We start from the raw sequence: 24,133 nt of genomic DNA on the forward strand, positions 1-24,133 counted from the left end.
CACTATAAGGAAGGAAGAACTACCAAACTCGAGGTTTTAGGTAGTCACTATAAAGCAGAGCTTCTGGTGAGCCTGCTTGTGGTTCATAGCGATATTCCCAACGAGCCAATGGCGGCATCGACATTAATATTGATTCTGTGCGACCACCACTTTGTAGACCAAATAGGGTGCCACGGTCATAGACTAAGTTAAATTCAACATAGCGACCACGACGATAAAGCTGGAAATCACGCTCACGTTCACCATAAGGTGTCTCTTTGCGTCGTTCTACAATTGGTAAATATGCGGCTGCAAAACCTTCACCGACCGCCTGCATATAAGCGAAACTCTTTTCAAAGCCCCACTCGTTTAAGTCATCAAAGAACAGACCTCCAACACCACGTGTTTCATCACGGTGAGGTAGATAGAAGTACTTATCACACCACTCTTTGTGTTCTTGGTAAACGTCATCACCAAATGGTGCACACAGGTCTTTAGCAGTTTGATGCCAAGATTGGCAATCTTCATCGACAGGATAGAATGGCGTTAAATCAAAACCACCACCGAACCACCAGATAGGATCTTCCCCTTCCTTTTCGGCAATAAAGAATCGTACGTTCGCGTGTGAGGTTGGGATGTATGGGTTTTTAGGGTGGATAACTAATGAGACACCCATCGCTTCAAACTTACGTCCGGCTAATTCAGGACGGTGAGCGGTTGCAGAGGCAGGCATAGCCTTACCAGTGACATGAGAAAAGTTAACACCGCCTTGCTCAAATATCGCACCGTTGGTCATCACACGAGTTCGACCACCGCCACCAAGGCGCTCGCCAGGTTCACGCTGCCATGCATCTTCTTCAAACAGTGCTGCACCATCAGCTTGTTCAAGCTGTTGGCAAATCGAATCTTGTAGGCTCAGTAAAAACTGCTTTACTGCTTCTTTATCAATTGCTGACATCTTACTTCCTTTGCAGGGTTTAACCCTGTCTTAATATTTTCGACGTTTTTGCATCTCTAATTTCGCTTGGCTTCTCACGACCACCCGTTTGACCTTCTAAAATAGCCACCAAATGTTGACCCAGTTGCTGTTGAACTTCTTCAGTCGTCATACAAGGCGGTTCACCTGTCAGGTTAGCACTGGTCGAGGTTAACGGCTTACCGAATTCATTACACATTCTTTGAACTAAAGGGTGATCCGTCACTCGCACCGCGATGGATTCAAATTGGCCACTGACCCAGTCAGTTACTTTACTGCTGGTTGGCATTATCCAAGTCACTGGTCCCGGCCATGTTGCTTTTACGGTCGCTAACTGCGCTTCCGTCAACTGGCTTTCGTCAATATAGGGCAGCAACTGCTCGTAACTCGCTGCAATTAGGATCAACCCTTTCTCCATCGGCCGCTGTTTTAAATCGAGCAATTTCTTAACGGCTTGTGGATTATCGGGATCACAACCGACCCCAAAAACGCCTTCAGTCGGGTAAGCAATGACTTCACCTTGTTGTAATGCCTGCAAAGTATGTTGAAAGTTATCCAAGGGTTGCCTCATTAATTCTGTTATCGAACTCGCTAAGTGTACAAATTATCATTCACTGTGACTAAAGCTATTTGTTTATAAAATGTATCAATTAACAACTTAGACTGACGCAAACGTTTTCCTTAAGCAATTTTACCCGTATAATGCGCGCAAAATATCTAATCACTAATTAAATCGTACCTGAAGGAGTTTGAGATGACTGTCGGTATTATCATGGGTTCTAAATCTGATTGGCCAACAATGAAGCTAGCTGCAGAAATGTTGAATCAGTTTGGCGTGGCGTACGAAACAAAAGTGGTTTCTGCTCACCGCACACCTCAGTTGCTTGCTGATTACGCAACCAGTGCGAAAGAGCGCGGTATTAAAGTGATTATTGCTGGTGCTGGCGGTGCTGCGCATCTTCCGGGCATGGCTGCAGCTTTCACAAGCGTACCTGTTTTAGGTGTTCCTGTTCAGTCTAAAGCACTGAAGGGCATGGATTCTCTGCTTTCTATCGTACAGATGCCAAAAGGCATTGCGGTAGGTACTTTGGCTATCGGTGAAGCTGGCGCTGCCAATGCTGGTATCTTAGCAGCTCAAATCATTGGTACTCACAATGAAGAAGTGATGGCAAAAGTAGAAGCGTTCCGCTCTGAGCAAACAGAAACGGTTCTGGCTAATCCAAACCCTGCTGAGGACTAATTCCCATGCATGTTCTTGTGTTAGGCGCGGGCCAACTTGCTCGCATGATGTCCCTAGCTGGGGCGCCGCTGAATATTGAAATTTCTGCTTTTGATGTTGGCAGCAAAAATATTGTTCACCCATTAACGCAAGCGATTCTAGGCAACGGCTTAGACAATGCGATTGAGCGTGCGGACGTCATTACTGCTGAATTCGAACATATCCCTCACGATGTTCTTGAGGTATGTGAGCGCAGCGGTAAGTTTTTACCGACAACAGAAGCAATCAAAGCTGGCGGTGACCGTCGCCTTGAAAAAGCCCTGTTAGACGAAGCAAGCGTGAAAAATGCTAAGTACTACGAGATTAACTCTCGCGAAGACTTTGACGCTGCGATCGCTCACGTTGGCTTACCAATGGTATTGAAGAGCACACTTGGCGGCTACGATGGCAAAGGTCAATGGCGCTTAAAAACATTAGACAATGTTGACGCGACTTGGGCAGAAATGGCCGAGTGCATCGCCGCAACAGACAACCAAGCTATTGTGGCTGAAGAGTTCGTTCCGTTTGATCGCGAAGTATCACTGGTTGGTGCTCGTGGCGCTAATGGCGAGATTCAAGTGTACCCACTGGCTGAAAATGTTCACACCGACGGCGTGTTGAGCTTATCGACAGCGATTGATGACATTGAACTGCAAGAGCAAGCGAAAACCATGTTCACCGCTGTTGCAGAACGTTTGGATTACGTTGGCGTGCTAGCGTTAGAGTTCTTTGATGTTAAAGGTTCACTGCTGGTTAACGAAATTGCACCACGTGTTCATAACTCTGGCCACTGGACACAGCAAGGCGCTGAAACTTGTCAGTTTGAGAACCACCTACGTGCTGTGTGCGGTATGCCACTAGGCAGTACTAAACTGATTCGCCCAACCGCAATGATCAACATTCTTGGTGAAGATACCCTACCTGAGGCTATTCTGGCTCAAGGTGGCTGTCATGTTCATTGGTATGGCAAAGAGAAGCGTGCAGGTCGTAAGATGGGCCACATTAACGTGAGCGCTGACTACAACGCAGAGCTGCAAAGAGCGTTGTGCTCACTGGCAGACATTCTTGATAAGCAAGCCTACCCTGCTGTGCATGAGTTTGCTGAGCAAATGCAGTAAGCCTACATTGGCTTATTGATATAAAAAGTTCATTGGATATAAAAACGGCGCTCAGTGAGCGCCGTTTTTTTGTGTCTATAATATCGAGTTATTGAGATTGAATGTGATGACACTTGCGATCAGCACATTGCTTCTTAGTACCATTGGCCGTTTTCTTCTCCAGCAACAGTGGGAATTGACACTGTTCACAACGACCAATAACAGGTGGCTGATTAACGGCGAACTTACACTTAGGATAGTTATCGCACGCATAGAAGGTTTTGCCATAGCGAGATTTACGCTCAACCAAATGACCTCTGCCACACTCAGGACAAGCAACAAGTGGCTGCTCTTCAGGTTGTTCTTTTGGTTGGTCCAAAGATTCGATGTGATTACACGCTGGGTAGCTACTACAACCAATGAACATACCAAAGCGACCTTGCCTTAATACCAGTTCGTTTTGGCATTTAGGACACGGTACACCCAGCTCTTTCACTACGTGACCATCGTTTTGATGTAGAGGCTTGATGTAATCACAGCTCGGATACTGCTTACAGCCTAAAAATGGGCCGTGCTTACCATGGCGAAGCTGAAGCTCTCCACCACACTGTGGACATGGTTCATGCTCTAATGCATGTTCATGTGCTGAAAAAAGCTGATGATCAATCTTACTACTCATGACAAGCCTGTATTAATGCAAGATACCTTGCTCTTTGGTGTACAACAGCTCTTCCATTTGCGTGTAAGCACTTTCATTACCCGGCACATTAAACAGCACCATTAAGATAATCCATTTCAGATCATCCAATTCAAATTCGCTCGTCTCAAGCCCCATCACACGATCAATCACCATTTCACGAATCTCTGTCGTGAGTACGTTGATCTGTTCAAGGAACAATAAGAAACCTCGGCACTCCATATTAATACGTGAAATCTCTCGACTGGTATAAATACGCATCGAGGTATTGGAACACATAGTAATCGCCGCTTGATTCTCAGTATCTTGCAATGCCGCAAGATCTTCTAACCAATGGAGGGCCTTATAAATATCATCTTGGTGAAACCCTGCTCGAAGAAGCTCATCTTCCAGCTCATCTTGATCCACCTGCAATTCAGAATCGCTATGGATGTAGGTTTCAAACAAGTACATCAGTATGTCCATCATCATAGCTTAGCCTCTCCCCTTTCGAATATAGCCACCGGAAACTGCAACAACATGCCCTGAGAGCTCAAGCTCTAAAAGCTGCATCATGACCTCATGCACAGGTATATGGGTTCTCTGTGCCAAAATATCAACGGGTGTCGCCTCTAACCCTACGTTAGCTAACAGCTGTGGAAATGGCAATTGTTCATTTTCCCCCATACTGGGCGTAGGTTCGAACAAGCTGGGTTGCTGATCGATAGACCAGTCTAACAGACTCTTTATTTCAATCAGAACATCTTGTGCACTCTGTACCAAACATGCTCCAGCTTTGATTAAGCTATTACCTCCTCGACTGGTTGGGTTATGAATAGAGCCAGGAAGCGCAAACACCTCTCGGCCTTGCTCCATGGCATAACGAGCTGTAATCAAAGAACCACTTTTCTCAGCCGCTTCAACCACCAAGGTTCCGAGCGATAACCCACTTATTATACGGTTACGGCGAGGGAAATGTTCAGGTCGTGGTTTGGCACTTGGGCGAAACTCTGAAATCAATGCGCCATTTTCACAGATCCTATCGGCTAAATTTCTGTGTCGCGCAGGATAAATTGAATCCAAACCCGAACCCAATACAGCAAAAGTTTCCCCTCCTTTATCTAGAGCACCATCATGAGCATAGCCATCGATACCGAGCGCTAAGCCACTGGTGACAATCAAACCGTTTTGGACGAACTCTTTGGCGAAGGACTTCGCGGTTTGCAACCCTTCGAGACTGGCATTACGACTGCCGACCATAGCGATTTGAGGCTCAATCAGTTTTTCAACGTGACCTTTAACGAAAAGCACGCTTGGCGCGGAGGCGGTCTCATTCAGCAGTTTGGGATAATGCGAGCAATTCGGGGTAATGATGTGATGGTTGGGTTGTCTTGCTTGCCACTCTAGGCAAGCCTCCACTTCTCTTGGGGCTTGCTCTCTTAGATAGGTAATTTGCTTGGCAGACAAACCAAGCGCTTGCAGTTGCTGACTTGAGTAATCAACAATATTCGAAGGGGAATCAATGCTCAGCAGTCGAGAAAGGCGCTTGCCACCCAATTGCGGAACAAAACTTAGAGTTAGCCAAGCACTCAGTTGTTGTTCATTCACTCGGTGCCCTTAGCTTCTTCCTTCAAAGCCAGAGCCAAAGGCGATACCGCCAGAATATCATTGCTAACCGGTTTTGAACTCTGAGTAATCAACGCGAGGCTAAAATATTCGTAAGGACGAATGACCATCAAGCTACCGAGTGAGGTACTTGGCAATTGCACCTTATCGCTCGCCGCAGACTCTTTGTAGCTGTATTCGCCTTGCTTACCAAACACCACAGCGCCGCTTTCGCTCAGGGTAAACATAGAGCCTTGGCGAAGATTGTCCCGTGAGCCTTTATTAATAACGACCACTTGATTCTTTGCACTGTATTGGCTGCCATCTAATGAACCCAAGATATTAGCAAACTGCCCCGCAGCACTAGGCGCTGGATAAAATGTGGTTGAGAGCTTCACCTGAGCAATGCCAAGTTCTGGTAACACGAGGTCATTAAGTAACACCTCTTGCAGTTGAGTCTCTATCTGTAAACTACTGAACTCAGCATCCACCTCTTTCAAACGCGCCGTGGCGACCAAACGCAAAGAGGTAATACTCGCTTGATGTTGTTGTCGTTGATAAGTCTCGACGGCACGGTAGATACCCCATTTTTGATGCTGCTGGTTTCCCGAAATAAACAATCGGTCTTCACCCGATAAGAAGCGTTTGCCATCACTTGTCCCCAACACTCGTTGCGCTGACTGAATATCTTGCTGCTCAACCAAACGGTCAGATTGCAGATACGGCAGAACCAACCCCTCATTAACGGTAGGCACCGCTTTTTTCTCAGAGACGCGAATCTTAGGGCTCAGTTTAATTACAGGCTTAAGGCTCAACACAGGCTCGCCATTAATCCAAACCAGAGACAATTTATCTCCGGGGTAAATAAGGTGAGGGTTTTCTATTTCAGGGTTTACCTGCCATAGCCTTGGCCACAACCAAGGGCTATCGAGATACATCGCGGAGATATCCCATAAGGTATCCCCCTTAACCACCACATACGCCTCGGGTGCGCCTTGTTTAATGGTTAAAGGTTGCTCACTATTTTCAGCCATAACGGCGAACGAAAGCGAGGCACAAATAAGAGAAAAAGTGGGAGAAAAATGACGCATGACCTAGGTTCCTTGGTCTGAATATATGACATCTGATTAGAGAATTAACTTCAGGATGCTGTCATTTGACCTCTAAAATGTCTAGAATTGAGCCAACAAGGTTTAAGCTGTTTCGGCACAGTTCAATATTTCGAGTGTATATGTCTGTATTACAAGTATTAACATTACCAGATGATCGTCTACGTACCGTGGCGAAACCGGTAAAAGAAGTTACCCCAGAGATTCAAAAGTTCGTTGATGACATGATTGAAACCATGTACGACGAAGAAGGTATCGGCCTTGCTGCAACGCAAGTAGATTTCCACCAGCGCATCGTTGTTATCGATATTTCAGAAACACGTGACGAGCCTATGGTTCTGATCAACCCTGAAATTACCGACAAACGTGGCGAAGATGGTATCGAAGAAGGCTGTCTATCTGTACCAGGCGCTCGAGCTCTAGTCCCTCGCGCTGCAGAAGTAACGGTTAAAGCATTAGACCGTGAAGGCAACGAATTCACATTCGACGCTGACGACCTTCTGGCTATCTGTGTTCAGCACGAACTTGACCACCTAGAAGGCAAGTTGTTTGTTGATTACCTATCGCCACTAAAGCGCAAACGTATTCAAGATAAGCTAGCGAAGATTAAACGTTTCAACGAGAAACAAGGTTAATAACCGCTGCTATTACTAAATTAAGAAGGAAGTCTACCTTGAGTCAATCTTTAAGAATTGTCTTCGCAGGTACTCCGGATTTCGCCGCCCGTCATTTGGCGGCGTTGTTGTCTTCGGAGCATGAAGTTATTGCTGTTTACACACAGCCAGATCGTCCAGCAGGCCGCGGTAAAAAACTGACAGCGAGCCCAGTAAAAAACATCGCACTTGAAAACAATATTCCGGTTTACCAACCAGAAAATTTCAAGTCAGATGAAGCTAAGCAAGAGCTAGCAGATTTGAATGCTGACATCATGGTTGTTGTCGCTTACGGCTTGCTTCTTCCACAAGCTGTATTAGATACACCTCGCTTAGGTTGTATCAACGTGCATGGTTCAATCCTGCCACGCTGGCGTGGTGCTGCTCCGATTCAACGCTCTATCTGGGCGGGTGATAAAGAGACAGGTGTGACGATCATGCAGATGGATATCGGCCTAGATACCGGTGATATGCTAAGCATCGCAACGCTGCCAATCGAAGCGACAGATACTAGTGCGTCAATGTACGAGAAGTTAGCTGGCCTTGGCCCTGATGCTCTTGTTGAATGTTTAGCTGACATCGCTTCTGGTAAAGCCGTTGCTGAAAAGCAAGATGACGAGCTTGCTAACTACGCGAAGAAGCTGAGCAAAGACGAAGCTAAAATTGATTGGAATGACAGTGCAGAACACATCGAACGTTGTGTGCGCGCTTTCAATCCATGGCCAATGAGCCACTTTGCGGTTGTTGATAGCAGCTCTAATGATGAAAAAAGCATTAAAGTTTGGCAGACACGTGTTGACCAAGAATCAACGTCTGCGCCAACTGGTTCAATCATCAAAGCAGATAAAACGGGTATCTATGTTGCGACTGGCGACAAAGTACTGGTTTTGGAACAACTGCAAGTTCCAGGTAAAAAAGCCATGTCAGTTCAAGACATCTTGAACTCACGTGCAAGCTGGTTTGAAGTTGGTACTCAACTTTCTTAACCGCTTTAAAGCTACTCAATATGAACTTAGAAATGTGTAGCTTATAAAAACACAGTTTAGAAAACCTTTACGAGGGCAGAGATGCCCTCATGTATTCAAATAAATATTCGGTACCCCTCATGAATGTTCGCGCTGCTGCTGCAAATGTCCTATTCCAAGTTGTCGATAAAGGCCACTCTCTTTCACACGCTCTCCCTGCGGCTCAAAAAACGATCCGTCCGCGAGACCATGCTCTACTGCAAGAGATTTGCTACGGCGCACTTCGTTACCTGCCTCGCTTAGAGTCAATCGCTAACGAACTGATGGAAAACTCGCTTAAAGGTAAAAAGCGCGTCTTCCATCACCTGATCTTAGTAGGCATTTATCAGTTGGGCTTTATGCGAATTCCTTCGCATGCAGCCGTTGCTGAAACAGTTGAAGCAACCAAAACACTGCGTGGCCCAAGCCTCAGTGGTTTGATCAATGCCGTACTTCGCAGCTATCTGCGCGATCAAGAAGAACTAGACGAGAAAGCCGTTAGCCACAATGCGGGCAAATACAGCCATCCAAGCTGGATTCTAAAAATGCTTCAAGAGAGCTACCCAGATCAGTGGGAGCAATTGGTTGAAGCAAACAATAACAAGGCACCAATGTGGCTGCGCGTAAACCGCCAACACCACACTCGTGACGAGTATGTTGAACTGCTTAAAAACGAAAACATTGAATACACACTGCACCCTGAAGCAGCTGATGCCATAAAATTAGCCTCACCTTGTGACGTTACTTTGCTTCCTGGCTTCGACAGAGGCTGGGTATCGGTGCAAGATGCTGCAGCTCAGCTTTCCGTTGATTTCCTAACACCAAAAGATGGTGAGCTAATCCTAGATTGCTGCGCAGCACCTGGTGGTAAAACTGCACACATTCTTGAACATACTCAAGACACTGAAGTGGTTGCAATCGACAGTGATATTAAACGCCTAGACCGCGTTTACGATAACCTTGAACGCCTACAACTGCGTGCCGACGTAATCTGTGGTGATGCTCGCTACCCTGAAGAGTGGTGGACAGGCAGTCAGTTTGACCGCATCCTACTTGATGCTCCGTGTTCAGCGACGGGTGTAATCCGCCGTCACCCTGACATTAAGTGGCTACGCCGTGCATCTGATATTGATGCACTAGCAGAGCTGCAAAGTGAGATTTTGGATGCAATGTGGCGCCAGCTAAAAGAAGGCGGCACCATGGTTTATGCGACATGTTCTATCACGCCGCAAGAAAACGTGCTGCAAGTGAAAGCATTCTTAGAGCGCACCGAGAACGCAACGCTAGTTGGGTCTGATATCGAAAAACCGGGTCGTCAAATACTGCCAGGTGAAGAAGATATGGATGGCTTCTACTACGCAGTTCTAGTAAAACAGGCATAACAACTAACAGCGGCTAAGAATTTATTTCTTAGCCGCTGTTTCTTTCTAGTGCATTATCAAAGCGAAAAGAGATCACTAGAATTACAACGGCAAAAAATAAGAGAAAGGCTATGAAGATCATTATTCTAGGTGCTGGACAAGTTGGCGGTACCCTTGCTGAAAACCTAGTGGGTGAAAACAATGACATCACGATCGTCGACCGTAATGCCGACCGACTGCGTGAACTTCAGGACAAATACGACCTTAGGGTTGTAAACGGTTATGCCAGCCACCCGAACACACTACGTGAAGCGGGCGCGCAAGATGCCGACATGTTGGTTGCCGTAACCAATATGGATGAAACCAACATGGCCGCATGTCAGGTTGCCTTCTCTCTGTTTAACACACCGAACCGTATCGCCCGTATCCGCTCTCCACAGTATTTAGAAGAGAAAGAAGCACTCTTCAAATCAGGTGCGATTCCGGTCGATCATTTAATTGCCCCCGAAGAACTCGTCACCAGCTACATCGAGCGCCTGATTCAATACCCGGGTGCACTGCAAGTTGTGAGTTTTGCTGAACAGAAGGTTAGCCTAGTAGCAGTAAAAGCTTACTACGGTGGACCATTGGTTGGTAACGCACTGTCTGCTTTGCGTGAGCACATGCCGCACATTGATACTCGTGTAGCCGCTATCTTCCGTCAAGGTCGCCCTATTCGCCCACAAGGCACTACCATCATTGAAGCCGATGATGAGGTTTTCTTTGTGGCAGCGAGTAACCATATCCGCTCAGTAATGAGTGAACTGCAACGCCTAGAGAAACCGTACCGACGCATCATGATTGTTGGCGGTGGTAACATTGGTGCAAGCTTGGCTAAACGCCTTGAGCAGAGCTACAGCATCAAGCTTATCGAGCGCAGCTACACTCGCGCCGAGAAGCTATCTGAAGAATTAGAAAACACCATCGTATTCTGTGGCGATGCAGCCGACCAAGAGCTTCTAACCGAAGAGAACATCGATCAGGTGGACGTGTTCATTGCCCTAACCAATGAAGATGAAACCAACATCATGTCAGCAATGCTGGCGAAGCGAATGGGTGCCAAGAAAGTAATGGTACTGATTCAGCGTGGTGCTTACGTCGATCTTGTTCAGGGCGGTGTGATTGATATTGCGATCTCTCCACAGCAAGCGACCATTTCTGCTCTGCTTACTCACGTTCGTCGTGCTGATATCGTAAACGTATCCTCTCTACGTCGCGGCGCTGCAGAGGCGATCGAAGCGATTGCTCACGGTGACGAAACCACCTCTAAGGTTGTTGGCCGAGCGATTGGAGACATCAAACTGCCACCGGGCACCACCATTGGTGCGATTGTTCGCGGAGAAGAAGTACTTATCGCGCACGATAGAACCGTAATCGAACAAGATGACCACGTAGTGATGTTCCTAGTAGACAAGAAATACGTACCTGATGTTGAGTCTCTATTCCAACCGAGCCCGTTCTTCTTATAGCCTTGTTCTCGTGAGCTTCTTCTCGCAACTTTCTTTTGTGAGAACGGTGCTCCGGCACAAAGCTGTAATCTATTAAAGCTATGGTTTATTAAGCGATGGTCAACTTTCGTCCGATATTATTAGTGATAGGGTTAGTGTTATCAAAACTCGCCCTTTTCATGTACATCCCCACATTGGTTGCCTTTTTTACTGGCACCGGTGGCTTCCTCGAGTTTGGTCAATCAGTAGTGATCACGCACATTGTGGCGTTCATCTGCTTGAGCTTGGGCCGCTCCGCTAAGTTTCGATTAGGGGTGCGGGATATGTTCCTTATCACCTCTTTGGTTTGGACAATTGCCAGCGCCTTTGCCGCCCTGCCATTTGTCTTCATTAACCACATCAGCTTTACGGACGCCTACTTCGAAACCATGTCAGGTATCACCACGACAGGCTCAACCGTATTAAGCGGCTTAGACAGCATGTCACCAAGCATTCTGTTGTGGCGTTCAATACTGCAATGGTTAGGTGGCATCGGCTTCATCGTTATGGCGGTAGCGGTTCTACCAATGCTCAACGTCGGTGGTATGCGCCTGTTCCAAACTGAATCCTCCGATTGGTCAGATAAAAGCAGCCCACGAGCAAAAACGGTCGCGAAAAACATCGTGGCGGTTTATCTGGTTCTGACTGGTTTATGCATCATTAGTTATCTGTTTGCAGGCATGGGGATCTTTGATGCGATCAACCACGCGTTCACAACACTATCGACGGGTGGTTACTCAACCTCAGATGGATCGATGAACCACTTCTCCAACAGTGCTCACTGGGTAGGAACACTGTTCATGTTCCTTGGCGGTCTGCCGTTCTTACTGTTTGTTAGCGCACTGCGAGGCCGAAAACTCTCAATCCTCTACAAAGACGCGCAAGTGAGAGGTTTTACATACCTGTTCTTGGTCACCAGCGCCGTAATATCAACATGGTTGGTGGTTAGAGATGGCTACACTGTCTTGGATGCGATGCGTGTTTCGATGTTCAACATCGTATCAGTCGTCACCACAACTGGTTTTGGCTTAGAAGACTTCACCGCGTGGGGTGCACTACCAACGACCTTATTTGCATTCCTAATGATGGCGGGAGCTTGCTCGGGGTCAACCTCTGGCGGTATTAAAATCTTCCGTTTCCAGATCGCGATGACCATGCTCCACAAACAAATGATGAAGTTAATTCACCCATCGGGTGTGTTTGTTCAACGTTACAATCAGCGCCCCGTAAATGACGATATTGTGCGTTCACTAGTGGCATTTGGTTTAATGTTCTTTATCACAATTATCTTAATTGCAGGCGGCTTGAGCGCGATGGGACTTGACCCTGTGACCAGTATATCTGGCGCTATCACTGCCGTTGCCAACGTTGGTCCTGGTATGGGCAGCGTGATCGGTCCAACCGGGAACTTTGCTCCACTGCCAGACGCCGCTAAATGGTTGCTAAGTTTAGGCATGCTAATGGGACGACTCGAGATACTGACACTCATTGTTCTATTTTTCCCAGCCTTTTGGCGACGCTAATTCCGCGAATATTTAAGGAAACACAGATGAAATCATACGTACTTCTCGCTGGCGCACTACTCGCAAATTCAGTATTCGTAAGTTCTGCCTTTGCTGATCAAATGGTCACATTGCCTGATGGCAAGCAAGTGTTACTAAAAGACGATTTTACTTGGCAGTATATGGCAGAAAATAAAACAGAAGAAACAACAACGACAGAGATAACTTCAGCGGTAGCGACGACGCCAGTCGCAGCAGTACCCGTAGTCGCTGTCCCAGTTGCAACGAGTACGCGTGGTACTACGATTGTGGTTAATAGTAAAAAGCCAAGCTTACAACTGTCTCAATCAGGAGTGGATGTCGTATTAGGTGCGAGCCGCTATGAAGGTGGTGAGCTTATCATTCCGACGGCCATCACCAACCAAGGCACTCAAGCTGTCATTTTGGTATCACTGAACATCAGCGTATTTACCGTAGAAGGTGAGTTACTGGCACAACAAGAAGTCGCAGTCTGGAAATCAATCAAACGAATGGCCGACACTTACCTGCGACCAAAGACAGCTGAAGAAGGTAAGTTGATAGAACTCGACCTAGCAGAGCACCCTGAATATCAGATTAAAGCCGAGATTATCGAGGTCGTTGCCCGCTAAACCGGCGTCACGAACAGATAGATAGCGAAGAAATGGCAAGCGCAGCCCGCCAACACAAACAGGTGCCAGATGGCATGGTTATAAGGGATGCGTTTTGCCACATAGAAAATCACACCCAGCGAGTAAATCACTCCGCCAACGGCCAGCAACACCAAACCACCGATATCGATATTCATCGCTAATTGATAAACAACAATCAAAGATAGCCAACCCATCGCTAAATAAATGAACAACGATAAACGCTTGAATCGGTACACGAAGGCAATCTTCATAATGATGCCCACCAGCGCAATCCCCCAGATCACCGCCATCAAGTCCATCGCTAATGGGGTTCTTAAGCCCACCAAGAGAAACGGCGTGTAACTGCCCGCGATCAATAAATAAATCGCACAGTGATCGAGCGTTTTGAGTAAGCGCTTGGTTTTCTCAGTGGTAATCGAGTGGTACAACGTGGAAGCAAGAAAGAGCAGAATAATACTGCTGCCATACACCGCCATACTGGCAACAGTAAGCATGTCGGCTTGGTAATCAAACGCACGAATCAGTAACAGGATCAGGCCCACTACGCCAAGTACGACGCCCAAACCATGGGTTATCGCATTAGCGCGCTCTTCGATGTCACTGTATTCGCTGGCTGATGATGCAGACATGAGTATCCTACTAGAGTAAATGTTCGATTGACCCAGTATTACATATTAAGCTTACACGTGTAAGCTTAAATTTTTATGACAAAATGACTTATAAAATGTGCGATTCAGCTAAGATGCGCTTTCTAAATACTCGACCACCATCTTACCGGCGTCTTCTGGTGAGGTATCAAGCGGGACACTCAATTGACGCTGTAGTTGCCCCATTCCCAGCAAACTCGCCAACATACCTTTTGCGCCATCGCGATTGCGGTCTATCTCAAACCACAACTTAAGTTCTGTCTCACCACGATGAGCAACAACCTCAAGCTCACGCCAGCGACCATGATAAGGGCCAGTAGTCGGCACAAACTCAAACTCTTGGACAAACGGCAGTTCAAAGCCATCGACTGCTTCACATTCCACTTGGCGTATCCGCAGCCCTTGAGCTTCAAGTTCGTTAAAGATGCCATCGAGGAGTGCATCAGGACGAACCGTTAAGGTGTCTTTATCCGATGGGTCAATCGCCATCGCAATGTCCAACCCGGTTTCCAGCCACACCTTTGAATCACCAATCGTGACTGGTGTATTCAGCGGTACATCAAACTCACATTCAAAGTCACGGGTTTCTCCCGGCTGAATAACAAAAGCATACGGTAAGCTCCATTTTGCCAACGAGTACGTCTGATGCATTCGGCGCTTATGACCGCCCTCTTGCCTTTGCGAGTTCATGGTGACTTCTTTGACGTAACGACAGCACAAGTTGAGATCAATGTTGTCGATTTCTTGTGGCTGAGCGCCACCATAGACATGCACAATAATGCTCGCCTTATTGCCTGGGTAAAGCACTTCCTGTTGCAATACAGAATCCACTTTGGCAGATCCAATACCAAAACTAGCTAACGTTTTCTTTAAGAACGACATATGCACCTCCTTTAAAGCATCATCTTAAGCCTGAAAGAGGTTCAAACTCAAATATACTGCTCACACTATTTTAGCTCTAATATCGTTTAATTATCACTCAGGCGTCGATCGATAACTTAGATAGTGATAATCTAAGCCTTGATATGCATGCATATCATTATCCTGATTTATTTTTCGGATTGGCGAAAGCCAGACGAGTGACTCTTCAAGTAATTGAAGCGAAGCTCATGATAAGTCAGGCCATTAGATTGGCAATGGATATGCCTGACCGTTAGGTAAATTAATGCGCCCAACAGCTGTCAGGTTCTCGCACACCAACCGTAGTGCGATGCGTCGTCGTAGTGGCTTTGTTGCTGCTCCAACGGCTAAGAAATTGGCTCCTACAATGACTCTCGTTCAGAAGACTGCTTTATTAGCACCGACTGCAACAAAAGTAATTAAAGCCGCTTAACGAAAAGCGCAGTTTTTACTGCGCTTTTTTCTTGCCCAGTCCCGTCTTGAAATGCCTTTACACATTGGTATTCCCTACCCGATTTGATACCTTAACCACAAATCATTATAAAATTTGTGGAGAAGTAAAGTATGAAGTGTCACCGCATTGAGGAACTGCTTGAACTGATGGAGCCTGAGTGGCAGAAAGATCAAGAGCTTAACCTATTAGAGTTCATCATTAAGCTATCAAACGAAGCAGGCTACCAAGGCAAACTAGAAGAGCTGACTGACGATGTTCTTATCTACCATCTAAAAATGCGTAACAGCGAAAAAGATGAAATGATCCCAGGTCTTAAAAAAGACCAAGAAGATGATTTCAAAACGGCAATTCTAAAAGCGCGTGGCCTTCTTTAATCGCCTATTTGGTTAGAACTCAATTGCCGTATAAATAAAACAATCAATTTCGAAAAGCGACCACTCGGTCGCTTTTTTGTTTCTGTTCGCTATTTTTTCGTCACAACTGTTATGACTTTTGTTGTTAAAGGTTGATAGCGTTAAAGAAATGAGAACAAGATTGTCGTTATAATCGCCATCCATAAGAATCTTCTAAAATAATAAGAGTGAGTGCGATACCAACAAATGCACCAAGCTCAATTTCTACAGGTTCTCTAAACCATACTTTCAAGTAATGTCGTCATGCCCGACTTAACCGGGCAAACAAGCCACAAAAAGGATAGTCCATGAGTCAGGATAAAATCGACATCAAAGATGTGACTCCTAAAACCTTTAACCCAAAAACACATAAAGGTAATGGAGATCGATTTAACCCAAGTAACCGAATCTATGTTCGAGAAAGCAAAGGTAAATTCCAACAACTTCGTCGTTACGGCGGTTGGTTCTTACTTTTACTTTTTGCGCTTATCCCATGGATTCCATTTGGTGAACGACAAGCGATCTTGCTCGATATCGGTAGCCAGCAGTTCAACTTCTTTGGCACCACGTTATACCCACAAGATCTGACCCTACTCGCCATCCTATTTATGATTGCTGCGTTTGGCTTATTCTTCATAACCACCTTCTTAGGGCGAGTCTGGTGTGGTTATTTATGCCCGCAAACCGTCTGGACCTTCATGTACATCTGGTTCGAAGAGAAACTGGAAGGTGCTGCCAATAAGCGAAGAAAACAAGACTCGGGCAAACTGACGAGCAATTTAATTCTCAGAAAAACCATCAAACACATCGCGTGGTGGGCGATTGCGATTGCGACGGGCTTAACCTTTGTCGGTTATTTCATCCCAATCAAAGAGCTGGTGGTTGGCTTCTTTACCTTTAACTCGACTTTCTGGCCGGTGTTTTGGGTATTGTTCTTTGCTGGGTGTACTTATGCGAATGCGGGATGGATGCGTTCTATTGTTTGTCTGCACATGTGTCCTTACGCGCGTTTCCAATCGGCAATGTTCGATAAAGATACCTTCATCGTGGGTTACGACACTGAACGAGGTGAAAGCCGCGGCCCTCGCTCTCGTAAAGCCGATCCAAAAGAACTTGGCCTAGGCGACTGTATTGATTGTAATTTATGCGTTCAAGTGTGCCCAACGGGTATCGATATCCGTGACGGCCTACAATACGAGTGCATTAACTGTGGCGCGTGTATTGATGCCTGCGACAACACCATGGAACGTATGGGTTATGACAAAGGCCTAATCAACTACACCACCGAACACAGGCTCGATGGTCACACAACCAAGGTGATGCGTCCTAAGCTGCTAGGTTATGGCGCTATATTGATCGTCATGCTGGGTTTGTTCTTCGCACAGATAGCGAGTGTTGATCCTGCAGGCTTAAGTGTTCTACGAGATAGAAACCAGCTATTTAGAATCAATAGCCAAGGGCTTGTCGAAAATACTTACAACTTGAAAGTAATCAACAAAACTCAGCAAGAGCAAGAGTACAAGCTTGATGTCAGCGGGCTACCAGATTCTATCTGGTACGGTAAACAAACGATCACCGTAGACCCAGGTGAGGTTTTAAACCTTCCTATCAGCTTAGGCGTCGATCCAGAAAAACTGAGCTCACCAGTTTCGACAATTCAGTTTATACTCTCGGATAATGAAGAGTTTACGATGGAAGTCGAAAGCCGCTTTATCAAGAAGCTCTGATACCAATCACCTTAACGGTTGGTATAACACCCAAATAAATGGAAAAAGGCTCAGTAATGAGCCTTTTTTATTATATGACGATGCAAGCCTTTAACTTTGATAACCTAACCCCTGACTTCATGTGGTACGCACTGGAGAGCATTGGGGTTCGCGCTGAATCCGGGCTTCTCGCTCTCAACAGCTACGAAAACCGGGTGTATCAATTCACCGATGAAGACCGTAAACGCTACGTCGTTAAGTTTTATCGTCCGCAGCGTTGGAACACAGCACAGATCCAAGAAGAGCACGACTTCGCGTTAGAGCTGATCGAACAAGAGTTACCGGTTGCTCCACCTATGCGAATCAACGGCGCAACCTTGCATGAATATCAAGGCTATCTATTTGCACTGTTTGAAAGCGTCGGTGGCAGGCAATATGAAGTCGACAATCTAGATCAATTGGAAGGCGTTGGACGCTTCCTTGGTCGTATTCATAAAGCCAGTGCTGGAAGAACATTTCAGCATCGCCCGACCATCAGCTTAGATGAATACCTTTATCAGCCACGTAAGATTCTAGAGAACTCTCAGTTTATCCCAACGCACCTAGAAAACGCGTTCTTCAATGACGTCGACCTTCTGATCAAAGAGCTAGAGAGCCAGTGGCCAAGTAACATTGACAACATTCGTCTCCATGGCGACTGCCACCCGGGCAATATATTGTGGCGCGACGGGCCAATGTTCGTCGATCTTGATGACGCGCGTAATGGTCCTGCTGTTCAAGATCTGTGGATGCTGCTTAACGGCGAACGCCAAGATAAAATGATGCAACTGGATATTCTGCTAGAGAGTTATCAAGAGTTTTGCGATTTTAATACCGCGCAACTGAAACTAATCGAACCTCTGCGCGGTCTACGTATGGTGCATTACATGGCATGGTTGGCGAAACGATGGCACGACCCGGCGTTTCCTCTGGCCTTCCCGTGGTTTAATGATCCGAAATATTGGGAGCAACAAGTACTTGCTTGTAAAGAGCAAATTGCTACCCTGCAAGAGCCACCACTTTCGTTAATGCCTCAGTGGTAACAGCAATCGCAACATACAACTAGATAAAAATTCAAACATAATGGAGATTGGATAAATGAAAAAGCTATTCGCATTTTTCTCATTGATCATGTTGAGCCTTTCAGCTCACGCTGCGAAATTTAACGAAGGTGAACACTACAAAGTTCTCGATCTAGAAGCATCAAAAAAACCAATGGTGACAGAGTTCTTCTCTTTTTACTGCCCACACTGTAATAGCTTTGAGCCAATCATCCAGCAGCTAAAACAACAGCTACCTAAAGACGCTAAGCTACAGAAGAACCATGTTTCATTCATGGGTGGCAACATGGGTCTGCCAATGAGCAAAGCTTACGCGACCATGATTGCACTGAAAGTTGAAGATAAAATGGTGCCAGTGATGTTTAACCGCATCCACACCATGAACAAGCCACCACGCGATGAAGCAGAACTGCGTCAAATCTTCCTTGATGAAGGCGTTGATGCTAAGAAATTCGATGCGGCATACAACGGCTTTGCAGTAGATTCTATGGTTCGTCGTTTCGACAAAGCATTCAAAGACAGCGGCTTGTCAGGCGTTCCAGCTGTTGTAGTAAACAACCGCTACCTGATTGACGCTCAAGGCATTAACTCTCTCGATGAGTACTTCGAGCTGGTTAACTTCTTATTAAAGAAGTAAGGTAATGATTAAAGGAAGCTTCGGCTTCCTTTTTTTTGCTTGTTCAAAAATCATCATTGATAAATAATTAACCTGGAAATTTAAAGCTTTACTGCTATTAATAACCCGTCCTAAGAACCGGTGGGCAAGGAGCCCTTGAATGAAAATAAAAATAACTCTTCTCGCATTGAGCGTTGCAGCCTCTCCTGCTTTTGCCAAGCTTGCAGACGAACAAGGTTTCAGTGGTGAAATATCTATCAATACCGGGGTTGCCTCTTCCACCTCAAACTTTAATACCGATACTGATAGCACCATTTCGTCAAATACACAGAAAGCCTCATCTGAGAGCTCATTTCTTGTCGCACCTTTAGGCAGTGTCGCTTACACCTTTGGTGAGAAGCTAAATCACCAGGTGTACACAGGTACCGCTCGTGATGATGTGGCAACCGGTACTGTTGTGCTGGAGGTTGGCTATAAATACCAACTAGAGTCAGGCATGACTATCGACGCGTCACTTCTGCCAACCATCATGTCAGGTGAGACTTGGGCAAATCCTTACGCAGAAGGCGTTGCTCGAAGCAAAACCGATGAAACCGGCAATGCCTTTCGTTTGAAATTAAGTAGTATCGCAGGTTCTGCATTCTCGCTAGACATGGCTTACGCGACTAAAGATGTCGACAATGATGAGATTCAAGAACAAGAGCTCAAACGAGATGCCAATACTCTCTACCTGAAAGGCCAATACCGCGTTCCATTGAGCCGCACCATGATGCTTATCCCATCGATCATTTATCAAACCAGAGATGCCGACGGTAACGCTGAGTCTTACGACCAGTTTGGTGGTGAAGTGAGTTTGTTTGGTGGCATGGGCCGTCATCAGTACGCATTAACCGCAGGCTACAACCAACGTTCTTACGATGCTAACAACTCGATTTACGACAAAACTCGCAGCGATGACAACATTAACCTTTTCGCCGCGTATGAATATGAGCAATTCATGAACTGGGACAACTGGTCGTTTGTTTCTCTTGCAGGCTACGGTACCAGCGACTCGAATATAACCTTCTACGATGAATCACAATACATCGTCTCAGTCGGCCTGAACTACAAGTTCTAGTTAGGCATCACTGCTCGCTAATAACCATTAGTTCATAACAATTGGTTCATAACAACGAAAGCCTGCGTAAAAAGCAGGCTTTCTTGTTTTTATACCAATCACAGTAAATAAATGACCCGTTGTTTACTACGATTGGTATGACTACACAGCTTGAGCTGAAAGTTGTTTCAGCAAGCGATCCATCGCTCGATAGCCAAGCGCCTCCGATAAATGCTTCTTTTCAATCTGCTCGTTACCCTCTAAGTCTGCAATAGTTCGCGCTACCTTGATGATTCGATGATAGGCACGAATCGATAAACCCAATCGATGTAGTGCGGTCTCGAGAAACTCCGCATCTTCGCGTCGCAATGGGCAATACTTTTCAATTTCTCGGCTACCTAACAGTGCATTCGACTTATGGTTTCGAGATAACATCAACTGACGCGCTTGTTTAACTCGTTGCTTCACGACTTGAGTGGTTTCTCCACGATCGCCTCCTTCGGCTAACATCCCTTTGGGCAATAGAGGGATCTCCAATGATATATCGAATCTATCCAACAATGGCCCAGATAAGCGGTTGAGGTAACGCAGGATAATTTGCGGGTTCGCTCGAGCTTGATTGCCCTCGTAATAACCTGTTGGGCTTGGGTTAAGTGCACCGACTAATTGAAAGCGAGCCGGAAAACGAGTCTTACCCGCGACACGGGAGATAATGATTTCACCCGACTCTAGCGGCTCTCGCAGTGAATCAAGCACCTTACGCTCAAACTCTGGCATCTCATCAAGAAACAATAAGCCATTATGCGCCAAAGATATCTCACCGGGGCGAGGTATCGAGCCACCACCGACCAATGCTGCCATCGAACTCGAATGGTGTGGAGAACGGAAAGGTCGTTGTTTCCAGTTGTATTGATTGATCTCTTGTTGCGTTAAAGAAGCCACCGAAGCGGTTTCCATCGCCTCGTCATCACTCATCTCAGGCAACAAATCGCGCAATCGAGAAGCCAACATGGTTTTCCCAGTTCCAGGCGGGCCGAGAAAAAGTAGGTTATGGTTGCCCGCTGCGGCGATCTCCAGTGCTCGCTTACCTTGCTGCTGGCCAATAATATCTTGTAAGTCACGATTATCAGACACATCGACATGATGATGCTCGGTTCGATATAAACCAAGCTGAGCCTGGCCACACATATCCGCACAAACCTCTAGCAAGGTTTGCGCGGATTTATGGGCCCCCTTGCCGACTAAGGCCGCCTGATCACCATTGTGGTGTGGAACCACTAAGCATCGTTCGACACTATCGGCGGCTAACGTCGCAGGCAGAACGCCCTTTACCGAGCGAAGTTCTCCTGACAATGCCAACTCACCGATAAATTCATGTTGAGCTATTTTTGATGTCGGAAGCTGATCTGACGCCACCAAAATCCCAAGCGCGATTGGCAGGTCGAAACGTCCTCCCTCCTTAGGTAAATCAGCAGGCGCGAGGTTGACCGTGATCCTTTTCGATGGAAATTCAAAGCGAGAATTGATGATGGCACTCCTGACTCGATCTTTAGATTCCTTGACCGTCGTTTCAGGTAGCCCCACCAATGTAAACCCAGGCATACCGTTGCTTATATGCACTTCAACGGTCACTTCTGGTGCCTCTACTCCCACACTAGCCCGGCTGTGAATTATCGCGAGTCCCATAACTTTCCTTTGTCTTTGATTTAAAAGTATTCGCTCTGGGTATTCGTTGCTCACCAAAGCGATAAGGTTGTTATATAGCTTGGTGGAATGGTGTTTTAATGTGAAAAAAGAATGACATTTTCCTTGTCATACTGCAGATTTGTGTGATAACACTAGAGATGTAGACTTTTACTGAAGACAATAAACGAGAAAACTCGAATATTATGATTTTTAACGCTCGCATTTACGCACTGATTAACCTGATTATCGTAGTCATTATTAAGACTGCGCGGGGGCGAGTGGGAAGAAAGTAACCACGAATTAGAAAAAACCCCCGCACTGAAAAGTCCGGGGGTTTTTTCTAATTTAGCGATTCGATTTTTATAATTTTTATTATTTTCGGCCTTGCCGATTTACAGGAAGAATGGGAGCACAAGATGTGCAAAGACAACGGAAACAATGACCAAAATAAAGGTAATACGGAGGGATTACGATGAAAGGCGCAGAACTAGTCGTATCCGCACTCAAGCAACAAGGCATTGAGACCGTATTTGGTTACCCAGGTGGTGCCATCATGCCAATCTATGATGCACTTTATGACGGCGGTGTTGAACACATCCTTTGTCGCCATGAACAAGGTGCTGCAATGGCTGCCATTGGTATGGCGCGTGCAACACAAGACGTGGCTGTTTGTATGGCAACCTCAGGCCCAGGCGCGACTAACCTAGTAACAGGTCTTGCTGATGCCTTTATGGACTCCATCCCACTCGTCGCTATCACTGGTCAAGTTGCTAGCTCCCACATCGGTACCGATGCATTCCAAGAAATGGATGTGATTGGTATGTCTCTATCATGTACTAAACACAGCTACCTCGTTACCGATATTGAAGATCTTGCGCCAACATTGGCTGAAGCATTTATCGTTGCAAAAGCAGGGCGTCCCGGTCCGGTTATTGTCGACATCGCTAAAGATGTTCAACTAGCCGAATCCCCTGTAAAAATTCTTCCTGAATTTACACCACCAGCCATTCCTGTTGTGACAACGGATGCTATTGAACAAGCTCAGTACTTCTTGTCTCAAGCTACTCGCCCTGTTTTATACGTAGGTGGTGGCGTTCAACTGGCGAAAGCAACCGATGCAGTTCGCGAGTTTTTACGCCTAAACCCAATGCCGGCCGTAAGCACACTTAAAGGCTTAGGCACTATCGAACGTGACGACCCGCACTACCTTGGCATGCTTGGTATGCACGGCACTAAAGCTGCTAACCTAGTGGTTCAAGAAAGTGACCTATTGATTGTTGTTGGCGCTCGTTTTGATGACCGAGTAACAGGCAAGCTTGATACTTTTGCTCCTCACGCAAAAGTTATCCATATCGATATCGATGCGGCAGAGTTCAGTAAACTGCGCCTTGCTGATGCGCCAATTCGCGGTGACATCAACAAGATCCTGCCTCAACTAGAACTGAGCCAAGACATCTCATCTTGGGTTCACCACTCAGAAGGCCTTCGTAGCTCATTCAAGTGGCGCTACGACCACCCTGGCGATCTGATCTTTGCTCCACTACTACTAAAGCAGCTATCAGACATGATGCCAGCAAGCTCTATCATTTCGACGGATGTTGGCCAACATCAGATGTGGGCCGCTCAGCACATTCAGCCTCGCGATCCACAAAACTTCATCACCTCAGCCGGTTTAGGCACTATGGGCTTTGGTTTACCAGCCGCTATGGGTGCATCGGTTGGCCGTCCTGATGACCAATCGATTCTTATCTCTGGTGATGGTTCATTCATGATGAACATACAAGAGCTTGGCACGCTAAAGCGTCGTCAGATCCCAGTGAAGATGGTGCTTCTGAATAACTCTCGCTTGGGCATGGTTCGCCAATGGCAATCTCTGTTCTTTGATGGCCGACACAGTGAAACCATCTTGGATGACAACCCTGATTTCGTCATGCTCGCGAAAGCATTTGATATCCCGGGCAAAACCATCACGCGTAAAGAAGAAGTAGAGCCAGCATTGAAAGAGATGCTAGAAAGCAAAACCGCTTACCTACTTCATGTTCTTATCGATGAAGAAGAAAACGTATGGCCACTAGTACCGCCAGGTGCTTCAAACAGTGAGATGTTGGAGAACACATAA

The 24,133-nt window shown here is 46.3% G+C and carries 24 protein-coding genes; 15 read left to right on the plus strand and 9 right to left on the minus strand.

The features are described from left to right. Window positions 1–19: 19 nt before the first annotated feature. Together hemF and tsaC are read right to left on the minus strand one after the other, a co-directional pair. A complete protein-coding gene (gene hemF, locus M4S28_RS01095) occupies window positions 20–937 on the minus strand; it encodes an oxygen-dependent coproporphyrinogen oxidase (RefSeq protein WP_249632159.1) in 918 nt (305 codons plus the stop codon). 19 nt (window positions 938–956) lie between these two features. Next, window positions 957–1,514 carry an L-threonylcarbamoyladenylate synthase type 1 TsaC gene (gene tsaC, locus M4S28_RS01100; RefSeq protein WP_249632160.1) on the minus strand — a complete coding sequence of 186 codons (558 nt, stop codon included), beginning with the start codon at window positions 1,512–1,514 and terminating at the stop codon, window positions 957–959. A 195-nt stretch (window positions 1,515–1,709) separates the two neighbouring features. Here tsaC and purE point away from each other — a divergent pair, with 195 nt between their 5' ends. Both purE and M4S28_RS01110 read left to right on the plus strand, forming a co-directional pair. Further along, window positions 1,710–2,195, plus strand: coding sequence for a 5-(carboxyamino)imidazole ribonucleotide mutase (purE, locus tag M4S28_RS01105; RefSeq protein ID WP_102491186.1), 486 nt, complete (start codon window positions 1,710–1,712; stop codon window positions 2,193–2,195). 5 nt (window positions 2,196–2,200) lie between these two features. Beyond that, entirely contained in the window at window positions 2,201–3,331 is a 1,131-nt protein-coding gene (locus M4S28_RS01110; RefSeq protein WP_249632161.1) for a 5-(carboxyamino)imidazole ribonucleotide synthase, read from the plus strand. Between the two features lie 88 nt (window positions 3,332–3,419). On the opposite strand, the gene M4S28_RS01115 is transcribed toward M4S28_RS01110, so the two are convergent. Genes M4S28_RS01115 through M4S28_RS01130 form a run of 4 tightly spaced genes read right to left on the minus strand, consistent with a single transcriptional unit; the run spans window position 3,420 to window position 6,682 of the window. Beyond that, window positions 3,420–3,989 (minus strand): DNA topoisomerase family protein, encoded by a 570-nt coding sequence (locus M4S28_RS01115; protein ID WP_249632162.1) that lies wholly within the window; start codon window positions 3,987–3,989, stop codon window positions 3,420–3,422. 12 nt (window positions 3,990–4,001) lie between these two features. Continuing rightward, complete coding sequence (locus M4S28_RS01120; RefSeq protein WP_004735774.1) at window positions 4,002–4,478, minus strand: DUF494 family protein; 477 nt, start codon at window positions 4,476–4,478, stop codon at window positions 4,002–4,004. A 3-nt stretch (window positions 4,479–4,481) separates the two neighbouring features. Further along, window positions 4,482–5,594, minus strand: a complete 1,113-nt coding sequence (gene dprA, locus M4S28_RS01125) for a DNA-processing protein DprA (protein ID WP_249632163.1) — start codon at window positions 5,592–5,594, stop codon at window positions 4,482–4,484. After that, window positions 5,591–6,682, minus strand: a complete 1,092-nt coding sequence (locus M4S28_RS01130) for a LysM peptidoglycan-binding domain-containing protein (protein ID WP_249632164.1) — start codon at window positions 6,680–6,682, stop codon at window positions 5,591–5,593. The genes dprA and M4S28_RS01130 overlap by 4 nt, the downstream gene beginning before the upstream one ends. A 140-nt stretch (window positions 6,683–6,822) precedes the next feature. Between M4S28_RS01130 and def the strand changes: the two genes are divergently transcribed. The 6 genes from def to M4S28_RS01160 all read left to right on the plus strand — a co-directional run bounded on the left by def (window position 6,823) and on the right by M4S28_RS01160 (window position 13,396). Further along, window positions 6,823–7,335 carry a peptide deformylase gene (gene def / locus M4S28_RS01135; protein ID WP_004735769.1) on the plus strand — a complete coding sequence of 171 codons (513 nt, stop codon included), beginning with the start codon at window positions 6,823–6,825 and terminating at the stop codon, window positions 7,333–7,335. Between the two features lie 38 nt (window positions 7,336–7,373). Then, window positions 7,374–8,339 carry a methionyl-tRNA formyltransferase gene (gene fmt / locus M4S28_RS01140; protein WP_054548305.1) on the plus strand — a complete coding sequence of 322 codons (966 nt, stop codon included), beginning with the start codon at window positions 7,374–7,376 and terminating at the stop codon, window positions 8,337–8,339. A 119-nt stretch (window positions 8,340–8,458) separates the two neighbouring features. Then, window positions 8,459–9,739 (plus strand): 16S rRNA (cytosine(967)-C(5))-methyltransferase RsmB, encoded by a 1,281-nt coding sequence (rsmB, locus tag M4S28_RS01145; protein ID WP_017077320.1) that lies wholly within the window; start codon window positions 8,459–8,461, stop codon window positions 9,737–9,739. A gap of 110 nt (window positions 9,740–9,849) precedes the next feature. Continuing rightward, complete coding sequence (trkA, locus tag M4S28_RS01150) at window positions 9,850–11,226, plus strand: Trk system potassium transporter TrkA (RefSeq protein ID WP_004735766.1); 1,377 nt, start codon at window positions 9,850–9,852, stop codon at window positions 11,224–11,226. Between the two features lie 95 nt (window positions 11,227–11,321). Then, on the plus strand, window positions 11,322–12,767 hold the full coding sequence (locus M4S28_RS01155) for a TrkH family potassium uptake protein (RefSeq protein ID WP_249632165.1): 1,446 nt from the start codon (window positions 11,322–11,324) through the stop codon (window positions 12,765–12,767). 26 nt (window positions 12,768–12,793) lie between these two features. Continuing rightward, the gene (locus M4S28_RS01160; protein WP_249632166.1) at window positions 12,794–13,396 is read left to right on the plus strand and encodes a DUF3157 family protein; all 603 of its coding nucleotides are present in this window, start codon (window positions 12,794–12,796) and stop codon (window positions 13,394–13,396) included. Here M4S28_RS01160 and trhA read toward each other — a convergent pair. Next, window positions 13,393–14,046, minus strand: coding sequence for a PAQR family membrane homeostasis protein TrhA (gene trhA, locus M4S28_RS01165; RefSeq protein WP_249632167.1), 654 nt, complete (start codon window positions 14,044–14,046; stop codon window positions 13,393–13,395). The two genes, M4S28_RS01160 and trhA, sit on opposite strands and share 4 nt — an antisense overlap. 108 nt (window positions 14,047–14,154) lie before the next feature. Next, window positions 14,155–14,946 (minus strand): sporulation protein, encoded by a 792-nt coding sequence (locus M4S28_RS01170; protein ID WP_243584190.1) that lies wholly within the window; start codon window positions 14,944–14,946, stop codon window positions 14,155–14,157. Window positions 14,947–15,229: 283 nt separating this feature from the next. Between M4S28_RS01170 and M4S28_RS01175 the strand changes: the two genes are divergently transcribed. From M4S28_RS01175 to M4S28_RS01200, 6 genes are all read left to right on the plus strand, one after another. Continuing rightward, entirely contained in the window at window positions 15,230–15,397 is a 168-nt protein-coding gene (locus tag M4S28_RS01175; protein WP_004735761.1) for a hypothetical protein, read from the plus strand. Between the two features lie 131 nt (window positions 15,398–15,528). Then, window positions 15,529–15,792, plus strand: coding sequence for a YihD family protein (locus tag M4S28_RS01180; RefSeq protein WP_004735759.1), 264 nt, complete (start codon window positions 15,529–15,531; stop codon window positions 15,790–15,792). A 326-nt stretch (window positions 15,793–16,118) separates the two neighbouring features. Further along, window positions 16,119–17,537 carry a cytochrome c oxidase accessory protein CcoG gene (gene ccoG, locus M4S28_RS01185; RefSeq protein WP_004735757.1) on the plus strand — a complete coding sequence of 473 codons (1,419 nt, stop codon included), beginning with the start codon at window positions 16,119–16,121 and terminating at the stop codon, window positions 17,535–17,537. 74 nt (window positions 17,538–17,611) lie between these two features. After that, window positions 17,612–18,598, plus strand: coding sequence for a serine/threonine protein kinase (locus M4S28_RS01190; protein ID WP_004735756.1), 987 nt, complete (start codon window positions 17,612–17,614; stop codon window positions 18,596–18,598). Window positions 18,599–18,653: 55 nt separating this feature from the next. Next, window positions 18,654–19,253: a thiol:disulfide interchange protein DsbA/DsbL gene (locus M4S28_RS01195; RefSeq protein WP_004735755.1), complete on the plus strand. Its 600-nt coding sequence runs from the start codon at window positions 18,654–18,656 to the stop codon at window positions 19,251–19,253. 139 nt (window positions 19,254–19,392) lie between these two features. Then, a complete protein-coding gene (locus tag M4S28_RS01200; protein WP_102451413.1) occupies window positions 19,393–20,349 on the plus strand; it encodes a DUF2860 domain-containing protein in 957 nt (318 codons plus the stop codon). Window positions 20,350–20,490: 141 nt separating this feature from the next. Here M4S28_RS01200 and M4S28_RS01205 read toward each other — a convergent pair whose 3' ends face one another. Next, a complete protein-coding gene (locus M4S28_RS01205; RefSeq protein WP_249632168.1) occupies window positions 20,491–22,014 on the minus strand; it encodes a YifB family Mg chelatase-like AAA ATPase in 1,524 nt (507 codons plus the stop codon). Between the two features lie 472 nt (window positions 22,015–22,486). On the opposite strand from M4S28_RS01205, the gene ilvG reads away from it, so the two are divergent. After that, window positions 22,487–24,133, plus strand: a complete 1,647-nt coding sequence (gene ilvG, locus M4S28_RS01210; protein ID WP_004735752.1) for an acetolactate synthase 2 catalytic subunit — start codon at window positions 22,487–22,489, stop codon at window positions 24,131–24,133.

The sequence above is a fragment of the Vibrio sp. J383 genome (assembly GCF_023503985.1).
GTDB lineage: Bacteria > Pseudomonadota > Gammaproteobacteria > Enterobacterales > Vibrionaceae > Vibrio > Vibrio splendidus.